This is a genomic window from Paraglaciecola sp. MB-3u-78, from assembly GCF_002835935.1.
GTDB lineage: Bacteria > Pseudomonadota > Gammaproteobacteria > Enterobacterales > Alteromonadaceae > Paraglaciecola.
This window is the reverse complement of the sequence record NZ_PJCF01000009.1, coordinates 21,701-46,909: the sequence shown is the minus strand read 5'-3', so window position 1 is coordinate 46,909 and position 25,209 is coordinate 21,701. Positions and strand designations below refer to the sequence as shown.

At 41.3% G+C, this 25,209-nt stretch carries 20 protein-coding genes; 9 read left to right on the top strand and 11 right to left on the bottom strand.

Features of this window, described 5'->3' with window-relative positions:
• The first annotated feature begins 414 nt into the window (after nt 1-414).
• Nucleotides 415-699, top strand: a complete 285-nt coding sequence (locus tag CXF95_RS21050) for a hypothetical protein (protein ID WP_101200540.1) — start codon at nt 415-417, stop codon at nt 697-699.
• Between the two features lie 475 nt (nt 700-1,174).
• On the opposite strand, the gene CXF95_RS21045 is transcribed toward CXF95_RS21050, so the two are convergent.
• From CXF95_RS21045 to CXF95_RS21035, 3 genes are all read right to left on the bottom strand, one after another.
• Nucleotides 1,175-1,735 (bottom strand): glutathione peroxidase, encoded by a 561-nt coding sequence (locus tag CXF95_RS21045; RefSeq protein ID WP_101200539.1) that lies wholly within the window; start codon nt 1,733-1,735, stop codon nt 1,175-1,177.
• A gap of 173 nt (nt 1,736-1,908) precedes the next feature.
• Nucleotides 1,909-4,356 (bottom strand): TonB-dependent receptor, encoded by a 2,448-nt coding sequence (locus CXF95_RS21040; RefSeq protein ID WP_101200538.1) that lies wholly within the window; start codon nt 4,354-4,356, stop codon nt 1,909-1,911.
• Nucleotides 4,357-4,728: 372 nt separating this feature from the next.
• Nucleotides 4,729-7,308, bottom strand: a complete 2,580-nt coding sequence (locus CXF95_RS21035) for a TonB-dependent receptor (RefSeq protein WP_101200537.1) — start codon at nt 7,306-7,308, stop codon at nt 4,729-4,731.
• A 517-nt stretch (nt 7,309-7,825) separates the two neighbouring features.
• On the opposite strand from CXF95_RS21035, the gene CXF95_RS21030 reads away from it, so the two are divergent.
• Genes CXF95_RS21030 through CXF95_RS21015 form a run of 4 tightly spaced genes read left to right on the top strand, consistent with a single transcriptional unit; the run spans nt 7,826 to nt 11,825 of the window.
• Nucleotides 7,826-8,503, top strand: a complete 678-nt coding sequence (locus CXF95_RS21030) for a histidine phosphatase family protein (RefSeq protein WP_101200536.1) — start codon at nt 7,826-7,828, stop codon at nt 8,501-8,503.
• 13 nt (nt 8,504-8,516) lie between these two features.
• The gene (locus CXF95_RS21025; protein ID WP_101200535.1) at nt 8,517-9,731 is read left to right on the top strand and encodes an acyl-CoA dehydrogenase family protein; all 1,215 of its coding nucleotides are present in this window, start codon (nt 8,517-8,519) and stop codon (nt 9,729-9,731) included.
• A gap of 27 nt (nt 9,732-9,758) precedes the next feature.
• Complete coding sequence (locus CXF95_RS21020; protein WP_101200534.1) at nt 9,759-10,793, top strand: phosphotransferase; 1,035 nt, start codon at nt 9,759-9,761, stop codon at nt 10,791-10,793.
• Nucleotides 10,794-10,850: 57 nt separating this feature from the next.
• Entirely contained in the window at nt 10,851-11,825 is a 975-nt protein-coding gene (locus CXF95_RS21015; RefSeq protein WP_101200533.1) for an NADPH:quinone oxidoreductase family protein, read from the top strand.
• Between the two features lie 285 nt (nt 11,826-12,110).
• Here the strand turns inward: CXF95_RS21015 and CXF95_RS21010 are convergent, their stop codons facing one another.
• The 3 genes from CXF95_RS21010 to CXF95_RS21000 all read right to left on the bottom strand — a co-directional run bounded on the left by CXF95_RS21010 (nt 12,111) and on the right by CXF95_RS21000 (nt 13,933).
• Nucleotides 12,111-12,506, bottom strand: a complete 396-nt coding sequence (locus tag CXF95_RS21010) for a DUF3718 domain-containing protein (RefSeq protein ID WP_101200532.1) — start codon at nt 12,504-12,506, stop codon at nt 12,111-12,113.
• Between the two features lie 635 nt (nt 12,507-13,141).
• The gene (locus CXF95_RS21005) at nt 13,142-13,561 is read right to left on the bottom strand and encodes a CBS domain-containing protein (RefSeq protein ID WP_101200531.1); all 420 of its coding nucleotides are present in this window, start codon (nt 13,559-13,561) and stop codon (nt 13,142-13,144) included.
• A gap of 165 nt (nt 13,562-13,726) precedes the next feature.
• A complete protein-coding gene (locus tag CXF95_RS21000; RefSeq protein ID WP_101200530.1) occupies nt 13,727-13,933 on the bottom strand; it encodes a dodecin in 207 nt (68 codons plus the stop codon).
• A gap of 162 nt (nt 13,934-14,095) precedes the next feature.
• Between CXF95_RS21000 and CXF95_RS30830 the strand changes: the two genes are divergently transcribed.
• Genes CXF95_RS30830 through CXF95_RS20985 form a run of 3 tightly spaced genes read left to right on the top strand, consistent with a single transcriptional unit; the run spans nt 14,096 to nt 16,409 of the window.
• A complete protein-coding gene (locus CXF95_RS30830; RefSeq protein WP_232787551.1) occupies nt 14,096-14,419 on the top strand; it encodes a hypothetical protein in 324 nt (107 codons plus the stop codon).
• On the top strand, nt 14,416-14,781 hold the full coding sequence (gene tnpB, locus CXF95_RS20990; RefSeq protein ID WP_101197177.1) for an IS66 family insertion sequence element accessory protein TnpB: 366 nt from the start codon (nt 14,416-14,418) through the stop codon (nt 14,779-14,781). The genes CXF95_RS30830 and tnpB overlap by 4 nt, the downstream gene beginning before the upstream one ends.
• A 35-nt stretch (nt 14,782-14,816) precedes the next feature.
• Nucleotides 14,817-16,409 (top strand): IS66 family transposase, encoded by a 1,593-nt coding sequence (locus CXF95_RS20985; RefSeq protein WP_198556450.1) that lies wholly within the window; start codon nt 14,817-14,819, stop codon nt 16,407-16,409.
• 462 nt (nt 16,410-16,871) lie between these two features.
• Here CXF95_RS20985 and CXF95_RS20980 read toward each other — a convergent pair whose 3' ends face one another.
• From CXF95_RS20980 to istA, 5 genes are all read right to left on the bottom strand, one after another.
• On the bottom strand, nt 16,872-19,904 hold the full coding sequence (locus CXF95_RS20980) for an efflux RND transporter permease subunit (RefSeq protein WP_101200529.1): 3,033 nt from the start codon (nt 19,902-19,904) through the stop codon (nt 16,872-16,874).
• A 4-nt stretch (nt 19,905-19,908) separates the two neighbouring features.
• A complete protein-coding gene (locus tag CXF95_RS20975) occupies nt 19,909-20,655 on the bottom strand; it encodes an efflux RND transporter periplasmic adaptor subunit (protein WP_101200528.1) in 747 nt (248 codons plus the stop codon).
• Entirely contained in the window at nt 20,652-21,248 is a 597-nt protein-coding gene (locus CXF95_RS20970) for a TetR/AcrR family transcriptional regulator (RefSeq protein WP_101200527.1), read from the bottom strand. The genes CXF95_RS20975 and CXF95_RS20970 overlap by 4 nt, the downstream gene beginning before the upstream one ends.
• A 346-nt stretch (nt 21,249-21,594) precedes the next feature.
• Nucleotides 21,595-22,359 (bottom strand): IS21-like element helper ATPase IstB, encoded by a 765-nt coding sequence (gene istB, locus CXF95_RS20965; protein WP_101198245.1) that lies wholly within the window; start codon nt 22,357-22,359, stop codon nt 21,595-21,597.
• Between the two features lie 19 nt (nt 22,360-22,378).
• The gene (gene istA / locus CXF95_RS20960; RefSeq protein WP_101198246.1) at nt 22,379-23,923 is read right to left on the bottom strand and encodes an IS21 family transposase; all 1,545 of its coding nucleotides are present in this window, start codon (nt 23,921-23,923) and stop codon (nt 22,379-22,381) included.
• Between the two features lie 250 nt (nt 23,924-24,173).
• Between istA and CXF95_RS20955 the strand changes: the two genes are divergently transcribed.
• Entirely contained in the window at nt 24,174-25,145 is a 972-nt protein-coding gene (locus CXF95_RS20955; RefSeq protein ID WP_101200526.1) for an alpha/beta fold hydrolase, read from the top strand.
• Nucleotides 25,146-25,209: the final 64 nt, after the last annotated feature.

Below are 25,209 nucleotides of genomic sequence, written 5' to 3'. Positions count from 1 at the left end.
AGCCGTATTGTCAACGCCTGCTGAGACAAGATGTTATGTTCTGTTCAAATGTTAGTCCATGTAGTTTGTAGGTTTCTTTACTCCAACTGAGTTGCTTAGTGGCTAGTTTGAATTCCCATGACCCTACACCCGCAATTGCTTCTACTTCATCTTGTATATGAGTATGAAATTTGAGGTTGTCAATAACTGATGAGTTGGGTGAAGCATCCAACATTTTTATTGAGGCCTTTAAAGTAGCAACTATTTTAAATATTCGTAGAAAGTATTATAAGTTAATTATGGATATTCATTAATGAGTAAAAATACCTATTGTTAATCTTTTTCATGTGTTCTATGAGCAGGTAAATTATAGCGTTGCGTGTAACACTGTTAGTCTTAAATCAGTTATTATTAATAAAAATCGGTGGATAAAATATGAACTTAGACAAGTCGCAAAAACGCATCAGTAAGCGGGTTAAACGTGGATTTCATGGGTATCCGATGATCAGCATTCAATACTTCGGCCCCAGTGAAGCCTTAGCTACAAAGGTAGAGGTGGGTTTTATTGAACAAGAAAATGCCGAACCTATGCTGGAAACCTTTAACAGCGAAACGGACATTCGTCAGGATGAGACAGTGCAAACCACGATCATTAAAATCATTGACCGAGTGGATGCCCAAACGGTGACCTTGGAAGATAAAGTACAATCACTTAGTTAAAAATGTGATTTTCTGGACCGACGAACAGTATGTTAGAAAGTTGTAGTTGCATTACGAAGACATTGAACACATCCAGTGCTGCTATTATTGCGTTTATCGAGGCGAGCTTGTGAGGGAACAGCGCGCTATTGTGAGCAAGTTCAACGAACATAGGCGCGATAATAGTGGTGCTGGACGGTATGGCTTATCCAGAGCTAAGGTTAATTATATCCAGATTTGGCTTTTTGGTGCTATGTAGGGAGGAAATGACGACTGTGGGATGCATGCACCCTAGACTATACATTATTCTATTTTTCGCTGTCTATTGATTGGATAGGTAGCAGCGAAGTAATGTAACAAGAACAAGACTAAGGCTAGGCTAAAACTACAGGCAGCCCTACACATGTACCTTGGCATTTTATGGTGTAGGGGGATTTAAATAATAGCGTTTGCAGTGGTGATAGCACATTTAGACGTATGCATTATGATCGATTGTTTATAATTGCAGCGCCATCTCGATATCTTTCACTAAGGTTGCATCTGTAGGTTTTACAGCAGAAGCATATGCATTAACAACATTGCCATTTTTATCCATTAGGTACTTGAAAAAGTTCCACTTCGGCGCTTGACCCGATTTATTCGCTAACATCCTATAAAGAGGATCAACATCTTCACCTTTGACTGACATCGCCTCAAACATGGGAAATTTAACCCCGTAGGTTAAGCGGCAAATTTGCCCTGTTTTGACTTCACTTTTATCTTCTTGATTAAAATCATGCGACGGGAACCCCAGTACCACAAAACCCTTATCTTGGTATTTGCTATATAGAGTCTCTAGACCTTCAAACTGCGGAGTAAAACCACAGTAACTAGCCGTATTCACAAATAAAATCGTTTTACCTTGATAGGCTTCACACATATTCACTGTGTCTTGTGAGTTAAGTTTACGTTTTACAAACTTGAGTAAATCTGGACATTCTGTTGCATTGGTACTAACTGACGTGACTGACAGTAATATGATGGTAATGAGCATATTAATGTTGATTAATTTTTTCATGATGTTGTACCTTATTGCACGAGGCCATAACTTTTTGGATGTCTTTGGGTTTAATTAGCGAGCTAGCTCACTTACATAATGCTTAGTTGTTGAAGTGGTCTTATGGATCACTTTTACTTATTTCAGGTAACAAAAAGCCGGCAATTGCCGGCTTCAATTTTGATGTTTACTGTTTAGTAAAACTCATACGATACGTTAATACCAAAGGTGCGTGGTTGATTAGGATAGACAGAAAAGCTTCCTGTTTGCGTTGGAGGTGGGAAACCTGATAAGAAATATTCGTCGTTAGTGAGATTACGTACGTAAAGTTGTAACGCTACGCCGTTTTCGAAGTTCAGACCGGCACTTGCGTTAAAGGTACTGACTTCACGTGTCAAAGAGTCTGGCACGTTCGACACAAGTGCAACCTCGCTTTCGTAGATGTAATCGGTGCGCACATAACCGTACATACCGTTGTCCAACTCGTAGTTGTAAACAATACCCGCGGTGATGCTTTGTTCATGAATGCCAGCGGGCTTAGTACCTGATAAATCAATTTGTCCGCCACCTACAGCTGATGCACCTACAAATGAATCGTATACTGGGTCAAGGAAAGTACCTGCTAAGGTCAAGGTCCATTCATCAGAAGGACGATAAACAGAATCAAACTCAATCCCTTTGGTAGTTTGCTCTCCCGCATTGGCTAACACAAAACCGCTACCAATAAAGGTGCTGGATTGAAAGCCTTCAATGGTTTGGTCAAATATGGTCACATTCAGCCCGCCTTTTTTAAAGCGTGTCTTCATGCCTAGCTCATATACCGTTGCTAATTCAGGAGAAGCATAGCGGGTGCCGTAACTTTGATTTGGCTGAGTGATTCCAGCAGCAACCAATGCAGCTTCATCACTAGGGAAAGGGCGAGAATCACGAGATAAATTCCATGAGGTCGCTTTAAACCCGGTGGCAACTGTGGCAAAGAAATTGACATTTTTATTTAATGTATAGGCCAATCGTACAGAGTAGGTTGTTTTACTGTCAGTGGTTGAGTTGTCTTCAACTGAATTGGGTAAATCTAGGTTAGGTGGTAAAAACTGCACAGCTTTTAAGCCACTCAGAGGGTGTGGAGCGGGAGGTAATGGCAATGATGAAAATAACGCCTGGTTAAGGGGTTGCGCGATAGTGACTTCTTTTTCATCATGAGTGTACGCGATGCCAAGGGTAGCGGTTAATGCATCCGACATATGGTAATCAAAGTTACCAAATATTGAATAAGCATCGTTATCTTGGGTAAAATTGGTATTAATCAGCGAACCTGCAGAATAAGAAAAACCGTCAGGCAAACCCATTGCAGCCTCTACACCGCTAAATGTACCAGGGCCACCAATTAAAAAGTCAATAAAACCTCTTGCATCTTCACCAAAACTTAAGCTATCACTAAACTCAACTTCTTCAGTAAAGAAAAATCCGCCTACCATCCAGTCGAGCGTGCGCTCGCCTGTGGAAGTCAGGCGGAATTCCTGAGTCGTTGTTTCTATGTTGAGATCAGTTGAAAGACTTAAGACATCTGAAGAGTTATAATCCACATCATGTGGCTCATCAGCGCCGGTAAGCACTTCGTTAGTCCGGTAGGCAGTAATAGAGGTGAAGGAAAAATCTTCAAAATCCACATCAACCTGCACAGACACACCGCCATCTTCTACATCATTGGTAGGGCTAGTATTAAGAGCTGATTGAAAAGCAAAGGGGTCTGCGTCATCCAGCACTATGCCACCTAATGCTTGAGAAATTCCAGTAGTTGGGCCATTAATAGCAGCCGCTACGGTACAGCAAATCTCATTGATTTCGCTGTAGTCTGCAATAAAACGAACCTTCACATCTTCGGTTGGTTCATACAACATTTGGCCACGCAAGTTCCATCTATCTTTGTCATTGAGGTCCTTGATCCCCTCAACATTACTAATACTCTCGGTAAACCCATCACGTGTGTTAATGGCACCAGATAAGCTGTAGGCTAGGTTATCTGTGATACCGTTAGTGACGTAACCTTTTACCAACTGGTTATTATAGTTACCAATACCGACTTCTACTTTGCCTTCCAAGTCATAAGACGGCTCTAAAGTACGCACACTAATGACACCCGCAGAGGCATTTTTACCAAACAAGGTGCTTTGTGGGCCACTGAGTACTTCAATTTGCGACACTCTTGGTAAATTGCCAATGGCGCCACCAGCGCGAGAGCGGTATACACCATCGATAAAGATACCTACTGATGGTTCAATGCCCGTATTGTTTGCTCCGTTACCAAAACCACGAAGAGAAAAGTTAACGTTACTAGAGCGTTCTAATGGTGTGACACGAAGTGTAGGCACCAAAATCTGTAAGTCATTTATATCCGCAATATTGGCTTGTTTAATAGCCTTGCCAGACACTACCTGAATGGCTACAGGGGTTTCTTGTAAACCTGTCGTTCGTTTTGATGCTGTAACGAATATACGTTCGAATTCTTGCTCTGCGTCTGCTCCAGCGGCTTCTTGGGCTTGAAGGTTATTGGCACTAAATGCACCTAAAATGGCTGAAACTAAGAGTGTTTTTTTAAAGATTTTGTTTGCCCGAGGGAAATTATTGATCGCATTTTTATTCATTGACGTTTTCTCTTATTTGGCTTTCTTACTAAACAAATGACAAACAGTGAATTTCCGAACAGCTTTGAAGCCAAAAAAATTCACTCATTAGACCTGCAACTTTACCAGAGTACGTTAAAAGTTAATGAATTGTTACCGGCGTTGTTAATTTGTTAATTTAATACCTGTATTCAAATAATATCGCTCTTAGTTATAAATGTGAGTTGAAAGTGCTGTTTGCGAAAAAATCTTGCGTTATTTATTTGTATTGGTGTGAAGCGAGATTGGTAGTAAACGAAGTGGTGCATAATGTGTTTTGACAATTAGATTTTTATAGGCAATAAAAAAGCCGGCATATGCCGGCTTAAAACTGTCTAACTAAAACAGTATGAATTAAAAACGTTTCTTAACTGTCACACCATAAGTAGCAGGTTCAGACATATACGCATTTAATTTACCAGTTTGTAGTGGGGCGTTGAAGTTAGTACGGTTGATGTACTCTTCGTCAAGTAAGTTACGCGCCCAAACAACCACATCCATATCATAGTCTTCAAAGTTCATAAAGAATCTTAGGTTAACCACGTTGTAACTATCTTGGACGGCGTATGGGTCGTTACTACCGTCTAGGATAATGTCGCTGGTGTGGCTGAAGTCACCTTGAACATAACTGTAAACGCCATCGGCCATTTCGAAGTCTTTCTTCACACTGATCACTGCATAATTCTCTGGCTCGCCACCAGGTCTGTCACCTGAACGATCACAGAATTGATCAGTTGGATTCTGACGACCTGGATCGTCTATGCCTGTATGCCAAGTGTAAGCTACCCAACAGTTTCCACCCTTAAAGGTTTTATACTGTGCATCCACAAATGCCCAAGCAAAATTCACTTCAAGACTATCCATGGGTAGCCAAGTTGCTTCCACTTCAAAGCCAGAAATTTCATAATCACCAGCGTTTTGAAGGTTAAAGCCATTACCTGTAAAGGTATTCGCTTGGAAATCTTCAACTGTGGTGTAATGCGCGGCTGCATTGATACGTAAATCATAATCACGAAAATCCTTTTTTATACCTAGCTCGAAAGATTCTGAAGTCTCAGCATCAAACAAAGGTGCAAAGCCATTTGCTATTCGGTCTGTATTAGTACCGCCAGATTTGTAACCTGTACCATATGAACCATAGACCAAAGTATCTCGGTTTGGCTGCCAGCTTAATTTAACTGTACCTGTAATCTGATCATCTTCTATTGATTCAACAATATTAGGACGAGCGGCAGTTGTTGCGCCTAATGCATTAAAGCCCCAACCTAGTGTTTGAAAAGGTCGAATAGCTTCTAAATCAGCTGCTGTTGGAGCTTGTCCAGAGAGCAATGCTGCGCCAATGTTACCCAGTGCCGCGCCGGCTGCGCCAGCACCAATCGCTAATTCAGTCGTTGAGGCGAAGAAAGTCGGGAACACTGCGCCGCCTGGCAAGTTTTCACTAAACTCTGTGGCTAAGTCCTTAGTCTCATCTGTGTAGCGGATACCAGCTGTTAGTGTGAGTTCATCAGTAAACTGATAATCAAATTGTGCGAAAAGTGCATAACTCTCATGTTCTTGCGCTGCAATGTGATCGAACCCAGTGCCAGCTGGTGCGGCCTCTGCTGATGGAGCAATAAATCCACCTGTTAAGGCACTTATTTGATTTAGTCCTGCAAAAAGAGGATCAAGCGCACCGCCCAAAGAAGACATAAAGAACGGATTAAACAAGGTATCGGTGTACAAACTGTATTCTAAATCTAACTCTTGAGTGAAGTAGTAGGCACCTAAGATGTAATTCACTTTGTCGCCAGTATAATCTAGGCGGATTTCTTGTGAAAATGATTCTTGTGAAGAGTCGTTAATTGTTCCGAACAAATCTGCATCGGTAAAATCCGCATCGATATTATCGAAAGATTCAAAATTACGATACGCTGAGATTGAAACAAAAGTATAGTTGTCATCAATATCCCAGTTAAGTTCTGCAGACAACCCTCTGTCTGTCATGGTTGACACCGGCAAAAACGAAACGGCTACTTCTCTATCGTAAAACGCATCGCCGCCAGCGAAAACTGTACCGCCTAGACTAGGTAATGCTGCATCTGAGCCAAACTTTCCAGGGATTTCTAAAGCTTCAAAGTTACTTAACTGAACCGGTGCACCACAACAGATTTCATCTATTTCTGAATAATCTGCGATGACTCTGATAGATACGTCATCATTAGGTGTATAAAGCGCTTGCAAGCGGCCACCCCAACGATTTCTGTCATTAAGTGTATCTTCACCCAAATTTACATCACTGATGGTGCCATCTCTTTCACTACTGAAAGCGGTTGCGCGAAATGCAAGTACATCTTCAATCGCTGAGAAAGACATGGCTCCTGATAGGTTGACCAAACCATAGTTACCGACTGTGGCTTCAACAAAACCGTCACCACCGTCATGACTCGGCTTAACTGTGCTTACAAGGATCGCACCTGATGGGGTGTTTTTACCAAACAACGTACCTTGTGGGCCTCGGAGTACTTCTACTGCCGCAACATCGACCAAGTTATTGATCATTGAATTTTGACGAGCACGATATACACCGTCTACATATAAACCCACAGAAGATTCAAGCCCAAAGTTTTGTGATGAAGTACCTACGCCACGAATAGAAAAACTGGAGTTGGTAGCACTTTGACTTTGAAACGCTCCCAAACCTGGTACGTTTGTTTGTAAATCGTACATGTCTTTAATAACGGCTTCGGCCATTTCATCACCGGTAAAAGCGGTGACTGATACTGGCACTTCTTGAAGATTCTGTGCTCTTTTTTGTGCGGTAACAGTGATGGTTTCTAAACGGCCTTCTTGTTCAGTTTCTTGAGCAAAAGCCATGGAGCTACTAAGTGTAAGTGATAAAGCAACAATACTTGATAGGGTAGAAGGTTTAAAACGTGTTGGGAGCGACTGTTTCATTATGTGTTCTCTTTATGCTAGCAGAGCTAGTCTATTTCGGATTTTTTAGCTTAAAAAGGGTGAAAATGAATCTTTTAGCAGTATTTAAGCTCAAAAGACTCACTCATCAGACCTGTACTTTATCAAAAATTATTATTAAAAGTAAATGTTTGGTTTGTAAATTGTTAATTAAAAATACTTTTATGCATAATGCTTCACATTTTTACCTTAAAATTTACACTATTCAGTATATATGAGGCTTGTGAAGTATCTGAATACTGTTTAAAGGCTCAATTATTTACCGTGTTTAATGTTGATATTGTCAATGTTTATTTATCAATATAAGTGGAATTTTGGGGTGAGACTTAACATTTACCGCTTAAGGGATGTGTTGATTGCGAGCAGATTGTTTAGAAATAGGGTTAGTGATATAAATTTACTAAATGTAATTTAATTAAAATAATAAATTCAACTTATAGATCTATTAAGAATACTATCGATTGAGTTAAAAATTAACGGTGAAATTAACGGTGAATAAGTGTCTGAAATCTATTTAGTCCGTCATGGACAAGCTTCATTTGGAGCAAAAAATTACGACAAGTTAAGTGAACTGGGTCACCAACAGGCGCGATGGCTTGGAGAATACTTCAGATCAAGAGATATCAGTTTCTCTCAAGTATTTATGGGAGACATGGTTCGCCACAGAGAAACCACCCAAGGTATTCTAGATGGTTTAAGTCAATTTCCTGTTGTGACAGTAGATATTGGTTTTAATGAATTTGATTTCAAAAATATTGGTGATAGTTATCGGGCATTAAACCCACAAAGTCGTTTGCCTGAAAAACCTAAACCTGCTGATTTTTACCGTTTGTTAAAACTAGCGATGCACGCATGGTCTGAGGACTTATTACCATTAAATACCCTAGATGAGAGCTGGCTAGACTTTAAAAATAGAGTCCAGCGTGCTTTACAGATAGTTTGCCAGCAAGGTAGCGATAAGCCTATTTTGATTGTGAGTTCAGGGGGAGCCATATCCATGTTAATGAGTTTAGTATTAGGACTGGATGCTAACCAAGTCATAGAGCTGAATATGCAAGTCCGCAACACCAGCATTAGTCATTTCTTCTTCAACAAAAGCAATATACGTTTATCAAGTTTTAATAATATCCCACATTTAGACAGCCCAGATAGACTGGACTCCATCACCTTTAGCTAAAGGAAATATAACCATGAATTTTGATTACTCCGATAAATCACAAAAACTGATTGACCGCCTACAAGCCTTTATGGATGAGCATATTTACCCTGTTGAGCAGGAATATATTGATGCTGTTCACAATAATGCACAGCGCTGGACTTCGCCTCCTATGATGGATGCACTTAAACAAAAAGCTAAAGATGCAGGTTTATGGAATCTGTTCTTACCAGAAGAATACCTGCCTTATGGTGCAGGATTAAGTAATTTAGAATATGCGCCATTATGCGAACTTATGGGCCGCGTGATGTGGAGTGGAGAAGTATTTAACTGCAGTGCTCCTGACACCGGTAATATGGAAGTGCTGGCACGTTATGGCTCTGAAGAGGATAAGAAAAAATGGTTAGTGCCGTTGTTAGAGGGCAAAATTCGTTCAGCTTTTGCTATGACCGAACCTGCTGTTGCTTCATCTGATGCCACTAACATTGAAACGTCTATTGTGCGCGATGGCGACGAATATGTCATAAACGGCCTTAAGTGGTACACCAGCGGCGCGATGAATGCCAATTGTAAAGTGATGGTGGTGATGGGTAAAACGGATCCCTCTGCCGCTCGTCACGCACAACAATCACAGATTTTAGTCCCTTTGGATACTAAGGGTGTCACAGTTGTGCGTCCTTTGGCTGCTATGGGGCACTATGATGAACCTATTGGGCATGCAGAGATATCCTTTGATAATGTGCGCGTACCGGTTGCCAACTTGTTAGTAGGCGAAGGAGAAGGTTTTGCTATCGCGCAAGGCCGTTTAGGGCCAGGTAGAATACATCATTGTATGCGTTTAATTGGTTGCGCGCAGCGCGCCTTAGACTTGGCGTGTGAACGAGTCGAAACCCGTATTGCATTTGGACAACCTTTAAGTAAACAACAGTCTATTCGTGAACGTATTGCGCAAATGCATTGTGATATTGAGCAGGCGCGTTTATTAACCCTAAAAGCAGCTGATAACATGGACAGATATGGCAACAAAGTCAGTCGCAATATTATTGCTGCGATTAAAATTGTGGCACCCAAAATGGCATGTAATGTGATTGATCAGGCGATCCAAATGCACGGTGCTGCGGGAACGAGCCAAGACTTTATTCTTTCTGCCACTTATGCTTATGCTCGCACTATCCGTTTAGCTGATGGACCTGATGAAGTACATATGATGCAATTAGGCCGTAATCTAACAAAAGATAAAAATGCCTAATATGATTTTTATAAAAAGGAAAATGATATGACCGATAAAGGCTCAGTTGATCAATTAGACGAGCAGCTTTTGGCTGACTACTTAACCCAACATGTGGCGGGTTTTGAAGGGCCAGTCACGGCAACTAAATTTGCTGGTGGACAATCAAACCCCACTTTTAAGTTAATGACGGCCAATCAGTCTTATGTGTTGCGACGCCAACCACCGGGTAAGTTACTGAAGTCTGCCCATGCCGTTGATCGTGAATATAAAGTATTGGCTGCACTTGAACACTCAACAGTACCCGTGGCGAAGGTTTATCATCTATGTGAAGACACATCCTTAATTGGCAGCATGTTTTATATTATGGAATATGTCGAAGGACGGGTGTTTTGGGATAGCGCATTACCAGAAATTGCAAGCAACACTATACGCAGCCAAATGTATCAAGAAATGGTGGAAGTATTGGCTGCGCTGCATAGTGTGGATATCGAAAAAGTAGGTTTGAGTGATTACGGTAAACCTGGCAACTATTACGAACGCCAATTTAGCCGTTGGAGCAAACAATACAAGTTGTCAGAAACCCAAGATATCCCTGAAATGGATCAGTTAATCGCTTGGCTAGAAAAACATTTGCCAGAAGATGATGGCAAAGTGTCTTTGGTGCACGGTGATTATCGTATGGATAACTTAATGTTCCATCCAACAGAGCCGAAAATCTTAGCTGTATTGGATTGGGAGTTATCTACTTTAGGTCATCCTTATGCTGATTTAGCGTACCAATGTATGCAATTACGTTTGCCCGAAAACGTCGGCAAAGCGACTGGATTAGGCGGTATTGAGAGAGTCCCCCTAGGGATCCCAGAAGAGCAAGAATATGTAGACGCTTATTGCAAATTGGTGGGTATCGAAAAAATCGATAATTGGAATTTCTACCTAGCCTTTAGTTTTTTCCGCTTAGGCGCTATTGCCCAAGGTGTGGCAAAACGAGCTGAAGATGGCAATGCGTCAAATAAAGAAGCCCAAGCTGTTGGTGCTATTGTTAAACCTTTAGCCCAATACGCGTTAAAACTTACCAAATAATATTCAAGTAAAACCTTAGGGTTTTACTTGAATATCAGATCTTTCAAGGAGAGTGTAATGAAAGCCATAGTATGTGAAGAATTTGCCCCAGTAGAACAACTGAAATATAAAGATATCCCCGATCCAGTTGCCATAAAAGGCCATGTGGTTGTGGATGTCAAAGCATGTGGAGTCAACTTCCCTGACGGATTATTGGTGCAAGGTTTGTATCAGTCGAAACCCCCATTTCCATTTGTACCAGGTAATGAAGTTGCAGGCGTAATAAGCGAATTAGGCGAGGGTGTGCCTCACCTTAGAGTCGGTATGCGAGTGATTGCCATGTGTATGTTAGGTGGTTATGCTGAAAAAGTATTATGTCCTGTTTCGCACATTATGCCTATTCCTGACGAAATCTCTGATGAAGAAGCGGCTGCATTAGTGACTGCTCACGCCACTGCCCATCACGCACTCAAACAACGGGCACAAATTCATCCAGGTGAAACATTATTGGTTACAGGTGCGGCTGGTGGAACGGGTTTAGCCGCGGTGCAAATTGGCAAAGAGATGGGCGCAACGGTTATTGCGGTTTGTTCTACCCAAGAAAAGTTAGATATGGCCAAAGCCAATGGTGCAGACATTCTCATTAATTACACAGAAACCGACTTAAAAACCGCCATTAAAGAAGTGACCGATGGCAAAGGTGTTGATGTGGTGTATGAATGTGTTGGCGGCGATACTTTCCATGCATGTTCAAGAAGCATGGCTTGGAATGGCAGACTGTTAGTGGTCGGCTTTGCTGGCGGCACTATCCCGGAATTCCCCGTGAATTTAGCCTTAGTAAAAGGTTATTCAGTGATGGGCGTATTTTGGGGCTCGTTTACCCAGCATCAACCAAAAGACTTTGCCACTAATATGAAAGAGTTATTGTTATGGTATGTGCAAGGTAAAGTCAAAGTGGTCGTCGATGAAGTGGTACCTTTAGAAAATGCCAAAGATGCGTTGAATAAAGTCATGAACCGAGAAGTAAAAGGTAAAATGACTTTAAGGCCTTAAGAGCAGCTTCTTGCTTCATCGCTTCGAACTAAGACTAAAAGCATTTCACTGTAATAGACACCAATGACGCTTTGCTGCAGTGGATGACTTACACAAAAGAACAGATTATAAAGATGTGTTTTTTCTGTGACTCAGGTTTATTTTATATTCAGACATAAAAAAACGGCCTCAAGAAAGGCCGTTTTTTTATGGGCAGTTATTTAATTAGAATAACCAACCTACCATGTTGAACTGTCAGTTCGTTCAAGAACAATTCTTTTGTAGCCCGTAGCCTTAGCCCGTAACTTATATTCTGTCTTTAAGAACAGCCACGATAGCTGAAGTACCTAATCCATTTTCAGAAGCCCAAGTCAATACTGTTTTTCCGTCTGACTCTGGTGAGCTTAAGTCGCCTCTTGGCATTTTTTTAATCATCAGGATACCTGTTTCAACCGCGTTGCTAATCATAGCAGTGCGAATGAGGCTGTTACCACCACAAGAAACACCCGTGTAGTAATCTTTAAGCTTCATTCTAAAGTCAGACTGAACACGTTTCATTTTTTTACGTAGTTCACCTTTGTCATCTGCTTTAACGATAGTGCAGATGTTTTGTAATGCTTCGTTTATGTCAGCTTGTGCGTTGCCTGCAGTAAATAAAGAGATTGCAGCGATTGCGATAGAAGTTTTAACTATTTTCAACATGGTTAAGTTCCTCGGTGTTTAAGTTTATTTACAGCCGTTGCTGCGTTTTGATGAAGCCATTAAAGACTATCTAAATTGATTAAAAAATCTGCAAGGTGATACTTAGGTATGGAGATTGATAACTTTGTTATTCTGGATGTGATTAAACCCTCAATTGTTTGATGGTTTAATCAATAATATGGGCTGGCGCTACCTGCATCTCGATAACTGCTCCTGCGTTATTCTACCTTCCGACATCTATGGCGTTCGCTTGTTGAGCTTGGGTGCCGATTACTCTTTTTTGCTGTTCCATATTTACGGATTAAATATGGAACAGCTTTCGCTGGCCTTTATAAAAAAGTAACTGGCTCGAAGGGATCCGAGTCAAAACTATCAGGACGATAACGGGGAGCGTGCTTTTAATATTTTTATATATCCAGTGTTAGAACTATTCTAGATATTTAGGGGGACTCCCTTAGTGTCAGAATGATTGTCCAAAAAAAAGCCCCGAGTTGACGCGAAGACGAAAATCGAGGGCAGATCCTAGAAGAACTGTGCGGCAAAATCTAGGATCCGCTGACATTTAGTCAGTTTATCTGCAAAGTAGATACTAGCTGTTCACTAGTCGCAGTGAAGATTTAGTGACAAACAGATTTTTATCCCATCTTTTTGTAGCCATCTTTAAAATGTACATCGATAGCATTTAATACCGCGGTTCGATTAATAGTGCCCAGTAAGTAGCCGTCATCATCCACGACGGGATAAAACTTAGGTTTTTCGCCTAACATCACCTGGGCAAGCTCAAATACAGAGGTATAGGGTTTTATGGACAATACTGCTGTGCGCATTATGTCTTTTACTAGGCAGATCTGTTCCTGATAATAACTCGACGCCATCATCTGTTTGAGACAGTCTTGTTCTGACAAAAATCCAATTACTTTTTTGTATTCATCGATCACCGGCCCTCCGGTTTGATGGACACTTAACAAACGTTCAACCGCTTCCACCACCGGCATTTCATTGGTAAAGGTAACTGGATGGGTATTCATATAATCGCCAACTTTTAATGATTCCACTTTATTTCCTTAGTTGCCTCAGACTTGGGCTTTTAATTATTATCAGAGTAAAGTCTAGAGGCATTAAGATAAACCTAACTCTATTTATTTCCTAACTATTTCCTAACTATTTTCCAACAAAAATGGATGATAGTCATATTATTCCTGTACTAAGACCACTGGCCATTAATCCAGGGTAAATCCAACCTTAATAGTGATCTGCCAGTGTGCAGCCTTACCATTCTCGATGTGACCGCGCGTGTCGATTACCTCAAACCAGCGCATATTGTGGATAGACTCACTAGCCTTTGCTAACGCATCGTTGATGGCCTGTTCCATGCCAAGTAGGGACGAGCCAGTTAACTCAACGTGTTTATAAATATGTGATGGCATGTTTCCCTCGTATCAAAAATCACCTTATTCACCTATCACTATAGTTGAAATAAAAACCTTTTGAGGGCATTACTAATGTAAGCGCTTAATAAACCTACGTCCTTATTCCGACGGGCAATCTGCTGCATAATTTCCTCATTACAAACGTATGAGGAAAACAAAGTGACCGCAACATCAAATTTAAAGCAGGAAGCTCCGCTGTGGCGTGAGCATGTGACTCAGTGGCGTGACTCAGGTTTAACCCAAGCTGCCTATTGTCGAGATCACGACCTGTGTCCACACAACTTCAGCTACCACAAACGCAAATACTCAACCGCACTGGTACCCATTAACCACAAACCCTCCGGTTTTGTCAGTGTGCAGCGATTACCTGAGCCGCAACATCATGATCCACTCTCATTGCACTTTACCAATGGTGTTCGTCTGATAGGTATCACGGCAAGTAACGTGTCAGTGGTTAAACAATTAGCCGAGTTGTTGTCGTGAGCAAAGTGATGCGTCCAGGTGTGGAGCTCACTCAGGTTTTTCTTTACCAACAGCCGATTGATTTTCGCAAGGCACACTTGGGATTATCTGCCATCATTGAATGTGAGTTGGGGCACGACCCCTTTGCCGGTCACCTTTATGCATTCACCAATAAACGGCGTAATAAAATCAAGTGTCTGTTCTGGGAAGATAATGGTTTTGTGTTGTATTACAAAAGCCTGTCAGAGGAAAAGTTCAAGTGGCCAAAGCGTGATGATAAGGTGATAACACTGACCGGGCAGCAAATTAATTGGCTGCTTGATGGCTATGATATCAGTGCCATGAAAGGTCATAAAAAGTTGCATTATGAGGCCGTTTTTTAAGGTAATCAATGCGCTAATTTGGTATACTTTACGGCATGAAATTAGCGCCGCAAGACACTGAAAATAAAGCAAAATTACATCTGGATGCGATGAGCCAGATGACCGCATTGCTGTCTGAAAAAGACGATGTCATCGAACAGAAAACGGATGTCATTGCCGAGCAAAAGAAACGAATAGCGATGCTTGAAGAGTACTTGCGGTTGGCCAACTCAAAACGTTTTGGCGCCAGCTCTGAGCAAACACCACCACAGCAAGGTCACCTGTTTAATGAAGTAGAAGCGGTGGCTGAGCCTGAGCCTGTCGACTCACCTTTACCTACAGGCAACGAGCCAAAGGCCAAAACCGGTCGCAAGCCACTGTCCGACAAATTGCCCCGCCTTCAGGTGTTCGCTTATTTGAGTGATGAAGAAAAAGTGGGTGCCATTGACACCTTCTTTGTCAAAGTCAGGGAAGAGCTGGATATCATTCCCGCTCAGGTACGTGTATTGGAATACATGCAGGAAAAAGCGACCTTCAAAACACAAGATGATGGCCGCACGGTGAAAGCCGCCCAGCTTATCAAACATCCTGTCCCCAAGGCCATGGGGAGCGTCAACCTGATGACCTATATCATTATTTCAAAATACGCCGATGGCATGCCGCTTTATCGACTTGAAAACATCATCAAACGTTATGGCGGTGAAATATCAAGGGCCACACTGGCCAACTGGGTGATTGCCCTGTCGAAACAAGCCCAACCTTTAATTAACCTACTCAGGGAGCATCAACATTCGGGCCCACTGATTTGTGCGGATGAAACCCGCATTCAAGTATTGAAAGAGCCAGATCGTTCGCCCACTTCACATAAATGGATGTGGGTAACCCTGGGCGGGTTACCGCAGCAACGAAGTGTCTTGTTTGAATACGATCCCTCCCGTGGCAGGGAGGTACCCTTGCGCCTGCTTGATGGGTTTACCCATGGCTACCTGCAAACCGATGGCTGTGCCAGTTATAACGAGGTATGCAGACAAAATCAGTTAATCTCGGTGGGTTGCTGGGATCATGCACGACGAAAATTCCGTGAAGCCAAAGATGGGCAACCCAGGGCAATGAAAGGCAAGGTAACCAAAGCGGATATGGCACTGAGCCTTATCAATAAGTTGTACGTGGTAGAGCGTCAAATCAAATTGCTAAGCGCGGATGAAATTTATCAGGCCAGGCAACAAAGAAGTGTGCCCATACTCAGCGAGCTGAAAACATGGCTGGAGCTCAATCGCCCCAGAGTCGACAAAGGAGGATTGACGGGCAAGGCGATGACCTATTTACATAATCAGTGGGAAAAGCTAATGGTTTACAGTACGGATGGTCGGCTGAGGCTCAGCAATATTCTGGCTGAAAATGCCATTCGTCCCTTTGCTGTTGGTAGGCGCGCCTGGTTATTTGCCGATACCCCAGCAGGCGCTAATGCCAGTGCAATCCATTATAGCCTGATTGAGTCAGCCAAAATTCATGAGCTTGAACCTTACGCTTATCTCAATGCCGTGTTCAAGGCGTTACCCTATGCTGACACGGTTGAAAAGATCGAAGACCTCCTGCCATGGAATTTCAAAAATTCAAAACCCAGTTGGCTACCCCCGCACGTTCAATAGCGCTTACTGTGAACTGTTAGATTATGACAAGGATATTTATACTTGGAAAGTACGTCGGTTTATTAAGCGCTTACTTACTAATTGGTATAAGCAAGTATTCAGAAGTCCTCCAAGAATTTAGTTAAGTCAGCTTGGTGTTTACCAGTAATTTCTATTCAATTCGGGTTTTAATTTTCATCTTCGAAGGTTTTTTTGACAACTAATACCATTCCATCTTAATTACTCTTTTATATGGAATGGTATAAATTAACAGAACAGGCATGTTAATGGAGCAGGGGGATAACGGATGGAAAAAATAACGAGTGATGTTGTCTTTCTCATAGGGCCTGCAAACTCTAAACGCAGACTTAGGTTTACCACATCAAGCAGCTAAATATTAGCCGACTCACTTGGATAAAAACCAATGGCGTCAACCATTGATTCAATAGTTAAGCCGACTTATTAGCAGAAAAGCAAAGGGGATTAAATCTTTCCAACTTCATACCATTTTCTGAGCCAGCTATCGACGGGATAAAGAATTTTGTAAAAGGCTGGTACTACCAATAAGGCTAATATAGTTGAGCTAATTAGTCCGCCTATAACAGATAACGCCATAGGTGAATTCATTTCGTGACCAGCACCACTGCCAAAAGCTAATGGCATCATGGCACCCACCATGGCAAATGTGGTCATCAAAATTGGACGTAAGCGTTTTTCGCCCGCATGGATAAGGGCATCATCAACAGATTCGCCATCTTTTATTGCTCTGTTGGCAAAATCCACCACCAAAATGGCGTTTTTCCCGACCATTCCTAACAATAGAATGATACCTATCATCACAAACAGAGAGAAATTATTGCCGCTTAGGCCTAATGCCGTTATCACCCCTGTAAATGCCAATGGCATAGTGATCATAATAATAATGGGTTGAATCAACGACTCGTAAAGTGCTGCCAGTATTAGGTAGATAAGTATTACTGCCAAGCCAACCGCAGTACTAAATGACAAGGCGGTTTCTTGCATTTTTTCAACATCACCGGAAAACCTATAGTTGTAACCTTCGGGCAATATTTTGGCTATATTGGCATCAACCTGGTTAACGATTGAATTTAGTGGCACATTGGATATGTTACTGCTGACCATGACTTTGCGTTCGCGATCAAATCTGTTAATAGTGGCGATTGAACTACTTTGTTCAAAACGAATTAAGCCATCTAAAAAGACATATTCACCATTGGCAGCACGGATTTGTAATTTTCTAATATTCTCTATATTAGCGCGACTATCATCATCAAATCTTAGGGTGATGTCGTATTCTCTGCCTTTTTGTTCAAAATTACTGATCTTACTATCACTGGAATAATTTGCATTAAGCAAGGCTGCAATTTGCGTCGCGGTAATGCCTAATCTGGCAGTATTATGTCTTATGATAGAAATGGTAATTTCAGGCTTTCCATCTTGGTAATCACTGTCAATATCTACAGCCCCTTCAAAACTCCCTAACATCTGGGAGGCTTGTTGGGATATTTCCCTAAGCTTTTCTAAACTGTCTCCAGTGATAACAATTTGCACCGGTGCATTGCTGCTACCAGTATTAATGGGTGGGAGCTTTTCAACGGCCAACGCCATAGATTGTATGGATGTAAACTGTTCACGGTAATTGACTATGATGTCTGCCTGACCCAGTCCTCGTTGTTCAATGGGCTTTAATTTTACATAGACCAAAGCTTTGTGGGACTCGTTGGCTGTTGTATAACCGATGCTCAGGGCATAATAATCAACCATGTTATCATTTTTGATGGCATCCATAATGGGTTTCATTCTATGTTTCATTTCGGTAATGGATGTACCTACTTCGGCTTTAGCGGTGATTTGAAATTCGCTATTGTCTTCTGCAGGAACAAAATCCATGCCTACATTTGTAAATATTTTGCTGGATAAAATAAGGAATCCAAAGGTCACTAATACAGTTATATATTTAAACCTGATCAGGGGCTTTAGAATTTTAACATAGCCATTATCCAATGCTGTAAACATGGGCTCTGTTTTGGCATGAAATTTTGTTTCTTTGTGTTTTAATACACGGGCGCCAATGGTAGGAATAAACATTATCGCCACAAAATAAGACAGCACGATACCCGACGCCACTGTCATGGCAAACGCATTAAAAAACTTGCCTACTAGTCCCCCCATAAAAGCAACAGGTATAAAAACTGCCAATAACATCGCCGATATTGCTAACAGTGAAAACGCAATTTCGTGCACACCTTCATAGGTAGCTTGAAATGCTTCCATGCCAGATTCCATTTTTTTACTGATATTTTCAATCACTACAATCGCATCGTCTATGAAAATCCCTATTGCTAGGGTGAGTCCAATTAAGGTTAACTTATTCAGGTCGTAACCCATGTAATCAATGATCGCAAAAGTACCGATAATAGATGTGGGGATGGCCAGTGCAGAAACGATTGTGGCGGTAAGGTTTCGTAAAAATAAAAAAACAATGATGATTGCTAATATGGCGCCAAAGACTAAATCAAATTTTACCTGGTTGACACTGTGCATGATCTTATCTGACTGGTCTTTGATTAAGCTTACTTGGTAATCGTCCCCGGCAAGGGCTTTTAATTCGGGTAATAATTGTTTGGCTTCATCAATGATACCAATGACATTGGTGCCTGATATTTTCATAATATTCAGCATCACGCCGACTTGGCCGTTATAAGACGAGTAACTTTCTACATCGCTTAATCCATCAAAGACTTTGGCCACATCTTTTAAACGTAAGCCAGGTTTTATTTCTATATTGGCTAATGCGTCAATGTCTTTAGAATCACCATGAAATTTAATAATGAGTTCTTGTTTATCGTTAATACTCTTGCCTGAACTGGATTTGAAATTTTCATTGGAAATTATATTTTGCAATTCAATGGCTGAGATATTGTATTTATTGAGTCGATAGGGATCGACTAATATGCGAATTTCTCGGTCTTGGTAGCCGTCGATATCCACATCACCCACATTGGGGATACGTTGTAATTTCGGTTTAATCTTTTCATCCACTAGCTGCATCAGCGCAGACATATCACCTGTTTTGCTGACTACAAAGACACTGATAGCCTCGCCTGCAGTAGCAATTTTCTGTACCAGAGGAGCCAGTGCGTTATCGGGTAAAATCACCCCGCCAATCTTATCTCGCACATCGTTAGCAGCTTCATTAATGTCTATTTTCAAATCAAATCTGACGATGACATAACTCAAACCTTCGTAACTGGTTGAGTCCAACTTATCGATGCCATTAATACCCGAAACGGCTTCTTCAATTTTATCGGTAATTTTAGATTCAACCGTTTTTGCGTCTGCTCCAGGATACCCCGTTTGGATGGTGACTATGGGGAAATCAACATTAGGAAAAAGTGCCAAAGGCATTGAAGTATATGACTTGATACCAAATATTATGAGTGCCATGACGGCCATAAGGATGGTGATGGGACGATTGATTGCAAATTTATACATAGGACTATTCTTGACTTGCTTTTATTGAATTATTGCTATCATCCGAGGTGATTATTTTACCTTCGCCAAATAAGCCCACTTTTAAATCCTTGGCAATAACCTGTAAGGCAATTTTTCTGTTATCACTATTGGCCTCGGGATATATTCTATAAATTTCACCCTCGTATTGTGTGTCATCACCATCGACTTTATATAAAAAGGTATCGCCAATATTGACATCGCTGTTATATTTTTGATCAAACTCAACCACTAATATTCGGGCATGTTCACTTTGCAGATTAAAGGCCGTTTTTATCATTTGGCCACTGACCACATCTCCAAGTTCAATCATTCTTTTGGTAATGACACCGTCGAATGGTGCTCTTAAAATGGTTTTGTCGTAGATGGCGTTTTCCACGTCAATCTTGGCTTTTATGGCCTCGTATGCCATGGCATATTTATCCAGCAGGGCTTTATCAATGAGATTTTTTTGGTACAGGTCTTGGTGTCTCTTATGGTCTAAAATGGCGTATTTCAATGTGACCTTAGACGCATTGTTTGTGGCAACTAGATCTTCACTGGCTAATGTTGCCAAAATATCATCTTTTTTAACCACACTCATAATGTCCACATGAAGCTCTTTAATAATACCGCTGTAATTGAACGCTAAATTGGCACCCTGTTTCGCATGTATTGTAAATGTGGCATAAATTTCTTTTGCTTGTGCGTTTGTAAAATAAAGCACTAGAGCTAACACTATAATTTTTTTCATTTTTTTATCTCTATTAAAGCGAATAGCGTGTCTATAAATTCCTTAAATTCTATTCTCAAGTCTCTCTCTTCTGCCCAAGAAACAACCATATAACCTCTTTCTGCTCGCATGATCCCATCAATCAGATTTCTAGAAACTTCGCTGATTTCGCTTTTTTCGATGCCTTCTTCAATAATGTCTTCTAGGATATTTCTTATAAAGCCTGAACATTCTCTGTTGAATTCGAGCATTGGGCTGCATTTTGAAGACAAAGTGACGCTTAAATATTCCCTAAAAACGTCCAAGTGTTTTTCATAAGGCTTATATTCCCATAAGAAAAAATCGAAGAGGTATAATATTTTTTGCTTGGCCGAAGTCTTCTTGTCGCTTTGACTCAGCAAATTTTGATGGTGTTTTTCAATGAAATTTCGAATTATTTCAAAAACAATTTCTTCTTTATTACTAAAATAATCATAGACAGTTCCTTTTCCAATCCCTGCGGTTTTAGCAATCTCAGTAATGGTTAATTTTTTTATTCCCTTTTCCAATAAAAGCTCAGTACAAGCAACCGCTATGTCCCTTCTTTTTTTGTCTTTATCTACTTTAATTGCCATTTTGATCCGCAAAGTTTTAGTTAATTATGAATGACCGACTGTCGGTCATTCATTGTCATGCTAAATTATACTAGGCAAAAAATATAGTTTTATTTGACTAACTTTACATGACTAAGGTTAAACGTGGCGACAAGAGTACAGGTAAGACATTGTTGGGTTATGTGTCGTTATTGCCGCTCTTTTTTTGATAGCATGTTGCAAGCGTTGAATATTTAACAGACAAATTCCATGTAAGCAGTATTCTGGATTTTATGAATCTGACCGCGCTGCGTAATAACATGAAACCGATCGGTCAATAACATTGAAGACGATCACTTTTTTGTCTTCCAGTAGAACTCAGTAAAATCTAACTTGTGTGATCGGCTTCAGTCAAGGAATTTAGTTTTTTTCGCATGGATTCGCCTTTTAATTCTAACTTAATTGCCCCGTGAACAAGCCGATCTAGGATCGCATCTGCATGCGTGGATTCCCCGATCATATCGTACCAATTTTCTATCGGTAATTGACTCGCAATCAGTGTCGATTTTGTGTCATACCTCGCATCTATTAACTCAAGTAAATCACTGCGTTGTTGCCCCGTTAATGGCTCTAATCCCCAATCGTCTAAGATCAGTAAGTTCGCTGATGTGAGTTTGTTAATAAACTTTCGATAACTGCCATCCGCTTGTGCCATAAACATCTTTTCAAGCAATTCTTTGAGCCTAAAGTAGTAAACGTTTTCTCCCTGCTGGCAGTGGTTATGGCCCAACGCACAAGCAAGGTAGGTTTTACCGCAACCTGTTGCTCCTGTGATCAGTATGTTTTGGTGAAGACGAAGCCATTCACCTTGCGCTAATGAGCGGATCTGCGTTTTGTTTAACTGCCTCGACGCACCATAATCCAACTGTGCTAATGTCCCGTTCACTCTAAATTTGGCTTGGCGGGTCAGTCGGTCAATTTTACGTTGATCTCGCTGGGTTATTTCATGGTCAAGCAATAAACATAACCGCTCTTCGAAGCTTTGTTCGACGTATAGATTGGGTTGTTCACTTTGTTGTGATAACGCATCACGTATGCCGCTTAGCTTTAGCATGACTAATTGAGTATTGATTTGTTGCGTCACTGATTGCATGTTGTTTCCTTAGGTTTTATTAGTGGTAATAATGATTGCCACGGATATTTTGATGGTCTATCTCACTTAAAAGATCCAGCTGTTTTTCCGGTAGAGGTTGGCTATCTAACCCTTTCTCTAAGATAGCTTTCACTTGGTTTACTCGCGTAACACCTGTTGCTAACGCTCGGTAGCAGGCGGCTTCAAGTCGTTTGTCTGTGAACTTTTTTCCTAAACTCAATATGCCCATACAGGCACGGTAACTTTGCTCGGGGTGTTTTTTGGTTTGCATGAGTTGAATGACAAATTGCTCGGTTGATTTTCCGAATTTTCTGGCCCAACTTTCAAATCGTTCGGGGGTCCATTGCTGCTGTTTTTGATGGGCGATGGGCATATGGATATCCAGGGTGCTGTGACCTCCCACGCGGTATGATCTTGGATGAACGGCCACTTGTACCCCTTGATGATAAAGTGTGACCAGTTGCCCCGTAGCATGTGCTTCTAGCTTTTTCTTGATCAAGGCGTGTGGCACCGAGTAGTAATGTTTTTCAATCTCGATGTGATAATCAATATGCACTTTGACCTGTTTCACTAAGGTGTAGCGATAAGGTTGTGACGGCAAAGGTTTCAGTGCGGGTTTATCTATCGCTTCAAATTGGGATAGCCTTGAGCCTGGATGCTTTTTCATTTGCCTTTGATTCAAATCGGTTAAAAGTGTCTGTATTTTTAGATTTAACTGTCGCAAGCTAAAAAAGCTTTCCTTGCGAAGTCGCGCCATTATCCAACGTTCAACGATTTGAACACCCACCTCAGCTTTCGATTTATCCTTGGGTTTATAAGGTCTGGCAGGCACGATAACGGTATCGTAATGGGCGGCGAGTTGTTGGTAGGTTGGGTTCAGATCCGGCTCGTAACGACACGCTTTTGTCACGGCACTTTTTAAGTTATCTGGGATGACCAATTCAGGTACGCCACCCAGAAATTCAAAGCATCGTGCATGACTCATCACCCAGTCTTCGAGTTTTTGGCTAAACGTAGCCTCTGCAAAGGTGTAGTTAGATGCGCCCATGACTGCCACAAAAACCTGTGCTGTGCGGCATTCACCCGTTGTTGAGTCCACAATATTCATAGTGGGTCCACAATAATCAACAAACAGTTTTTCACCTGCTTTATGGTTTTGACGCATGGACGGTTTTTGACATGTTAGCCATGTTTTATATAGACGACAGAAGTGGTTGTAGCTGTAAAAACCTTCTGGATACCGCTCACCATATTCTTCCCACAATAACTGCAATGTCATCGTTTTCGGCCTCAGCTCTTGCTGGACGACAGACCAATTAGGGATGATGTAGCCCTTGCTCTTAGGTTTGGTTTTGAAGAATGCTCGTTGAAGCGTCTCATCATTCCATTTTTCATCAAGCGGCCAACTAGTGATCCCAAGAGAGGTGGCACGAATGGCATAAATAGACACGATTGACGCTGAAACAGATAAGCTTTTGGCTATTTTTCGATGGCTGAGCAAACAGCCGTATTTGAGTCTTAAAATCTCTTTTAACTTACGCATTGAAATAGGTGCCATTGGCATAGTTATTCTCACCATCAAAAATGAAAAGAATAACGGTTAAAAACACCTACTGGACAGACAAAAAAGAGTAAAAGTTGGGCAATAACATTAAGCCGGTCACTGAATAACATTTTAACCAAAAAGTGATCGGCTTCGATGTTATTGAGTGATCGGGATGGATGTTATTAGGTGATCGGCATCAATGTTATTAGGTGATCGGGTTGGATGTTAATATGCACGCGCATCGGTTTTTTGTCTACAGGAGTGTTGAGTGAAAGTTTTATTTCGCCTATGTTGGTTGTTAATTGTGGTTGTTTTTGGCGCTTATGGGTATCTGCATTTTACTTATACTGTGCCTGACCGACCAGTGGCAGAACTAACGGAGCGATGGGCAAAATCCCCTTCTCAGTTTCTGTCACTTTCTGGTATGAAAATACACTTTCGGGATGAAGGCCCTAAAGAAGACCCCTTACCAATTATATTGTTACATGGCACCAGTTCGTCGCTGCATACTTGGAACGGTTGGACTGACGTACTGTCTAAACATCATAGAGTGCTCCGCTTTGATATGCAGGGATTTGGTTTAACGGGTCCTCAACCAGAAGCCAAGTATCGCATCGAAGACTATGCCGATACGTTAATTAAGATGATGGATGCACTTGACATTGATACGGCTATTGTTGCTGGAAATTCACTAGGTGGATATGTTGCATGGAGTGCAGCCGTTATTTATCCTGAGCGTATTGCAAAGCTTGTTCTGGTTGATGCAAGTGGGTACCCATACGAATCACAGTCTGTTCCAATTGGATTCCGGATCTCTCAATCACCTGTACTCAAATATTTGCTTGGCAATATCATGCCAATATCAGTGGTGAAAAGCAGTCTTGGGAATGTGTATGGCAATCCAGATAAAATTACTGAAGACTTGGTTGATCGATATTTCGAGCTAAACACCCGAGAGGGTAATCGAGCAGCACTGGCAAAACGTTTTGTTGAGACAAAAGCGGGTCATCTAGCAAACAGGGTAGGCGAGTTAACTCAACCCACTTTAATCATGTGGGGCGAACAAGACCGCTTGATCCCTATCAGTGTTGGTCATCGATTTAATCGAGAAATACCTAATAGTCAGTTTATTTTGTTTAAGGATCTGGGGCATGTTCCACAGGAAGAAGATCCCCAAGCCACAGTTAAAGCCGTGGAACAGTTTCTGCATAACAGCACTATTGCTGCGACTGAAGATTAATGATTTTTTGTGTTTTATAAAAACGGGCATCATCTGCCCGTTTAATTAGTAAGTTTGCATCAAA

Bases quoted from the DNA above. Each gene is read 5' to 3' on its own strand.
- CXF95_RS21050 (WP_101200540.1), top strand. From the start codon at position 415: ATGAACTTAGACAAGTCGCAAAAACGCATCAGTAAGCGGGTTAAACGT.
- CXF95_RS21045 (WP_101200539.1), bottom strand. From the start codon at position 1,735: ATGAAAAAATTAATCAACATTAATATGCTCATTACCATCATATTACTG.
- CXF95_RS21040 (WP_101200538.1), bottom strand. From the start codon at position 4,356: ATGAATAAAAATGCGATCAATAATTTCCCTCGGGCAAACAAAATCTTT.
- CXF95_RS21035 (WP_101200537.1), bottom strand. From the start codon at position 7,308: ATGAAACAGTCGCTCCCAACACGTTTTAAACCTTCTACCCTATCAAGT.
- CXF95_RS21025 (WP_101200535.1), top strand. From the start codon at position 8,517: ATGAATTTTGATTACTCCGATAAATCACAAAAACTGATTGACCGCCTA.
- CXF95_RS21020 (WP_101200534.1), top strand. From the start codon at position 9,759: ATGACCGATAAAGGCTCAGTTGATCAATTAGACGAGCAGCTTTTGGCT.
- CXF95_RS21015 (WP_101200533.1), top strand. From the start codon at position 10,851: ATGAAAGCCATAGTATGTGAAGAATTTGCCCCAGTAGAACAACTGAAA.
- CXF95_RS21010 (WP_101200532.1), bottom strand. From the start codon at position 12,506: ATGTTGAAAATAGTTAAAACTTCTATCGCAATCGCTGCAATCTCTTTA.
- CXF95_RS21000 (WP_101200530.1), bottom strand. From the start codon at position 13,933: ATGCCATCACATATTTATAAACACGTTGAGTTAACTGGCTCGTCCCTA.
- CXF95_RS20985 (WP_198556450.1), top strand. From the start codon at position 14,817: ATGAAATTAGCGCCGCAAGACACTGAAAATAAAGCAAAATTACATCTG.
- CXF95_RS20980 (WP_101200529.1), bottom strand. From the start codon at position 19,904: ATGTATAAATTTGCAATCAATCGTCCCATCACCATCCTTATGGCCGTC.
- CXF95_RS20975 (WP_101200528.1), bottom strand. From the start codon at position 20,655: ATGAAAAAAATTATAGTGTTAGCTCTAGTGCTTTATTTTACAAACGCA.
- CXF95_RS20970 (WP_101200527.1), bottom strand. From the start codon at position 21,248: ATGGCAATTAAAGTAGATAAAGACAAAAAAAGAAGGGACATAGCGGTT.
- istB (WP_101198245.1), bottom strand. From the start codon at position 22,359: ATGCAATCAGTGACGCAACAAATCAATACTCAATTAGTCATGCTAAAG.
- istA (WP_101198246.1), bottom strand. From the start codon at position 23,923: ATGCCAATGGCACCTATTTCAATGCGTAAGTTAAAAGAGATTTTAAGA.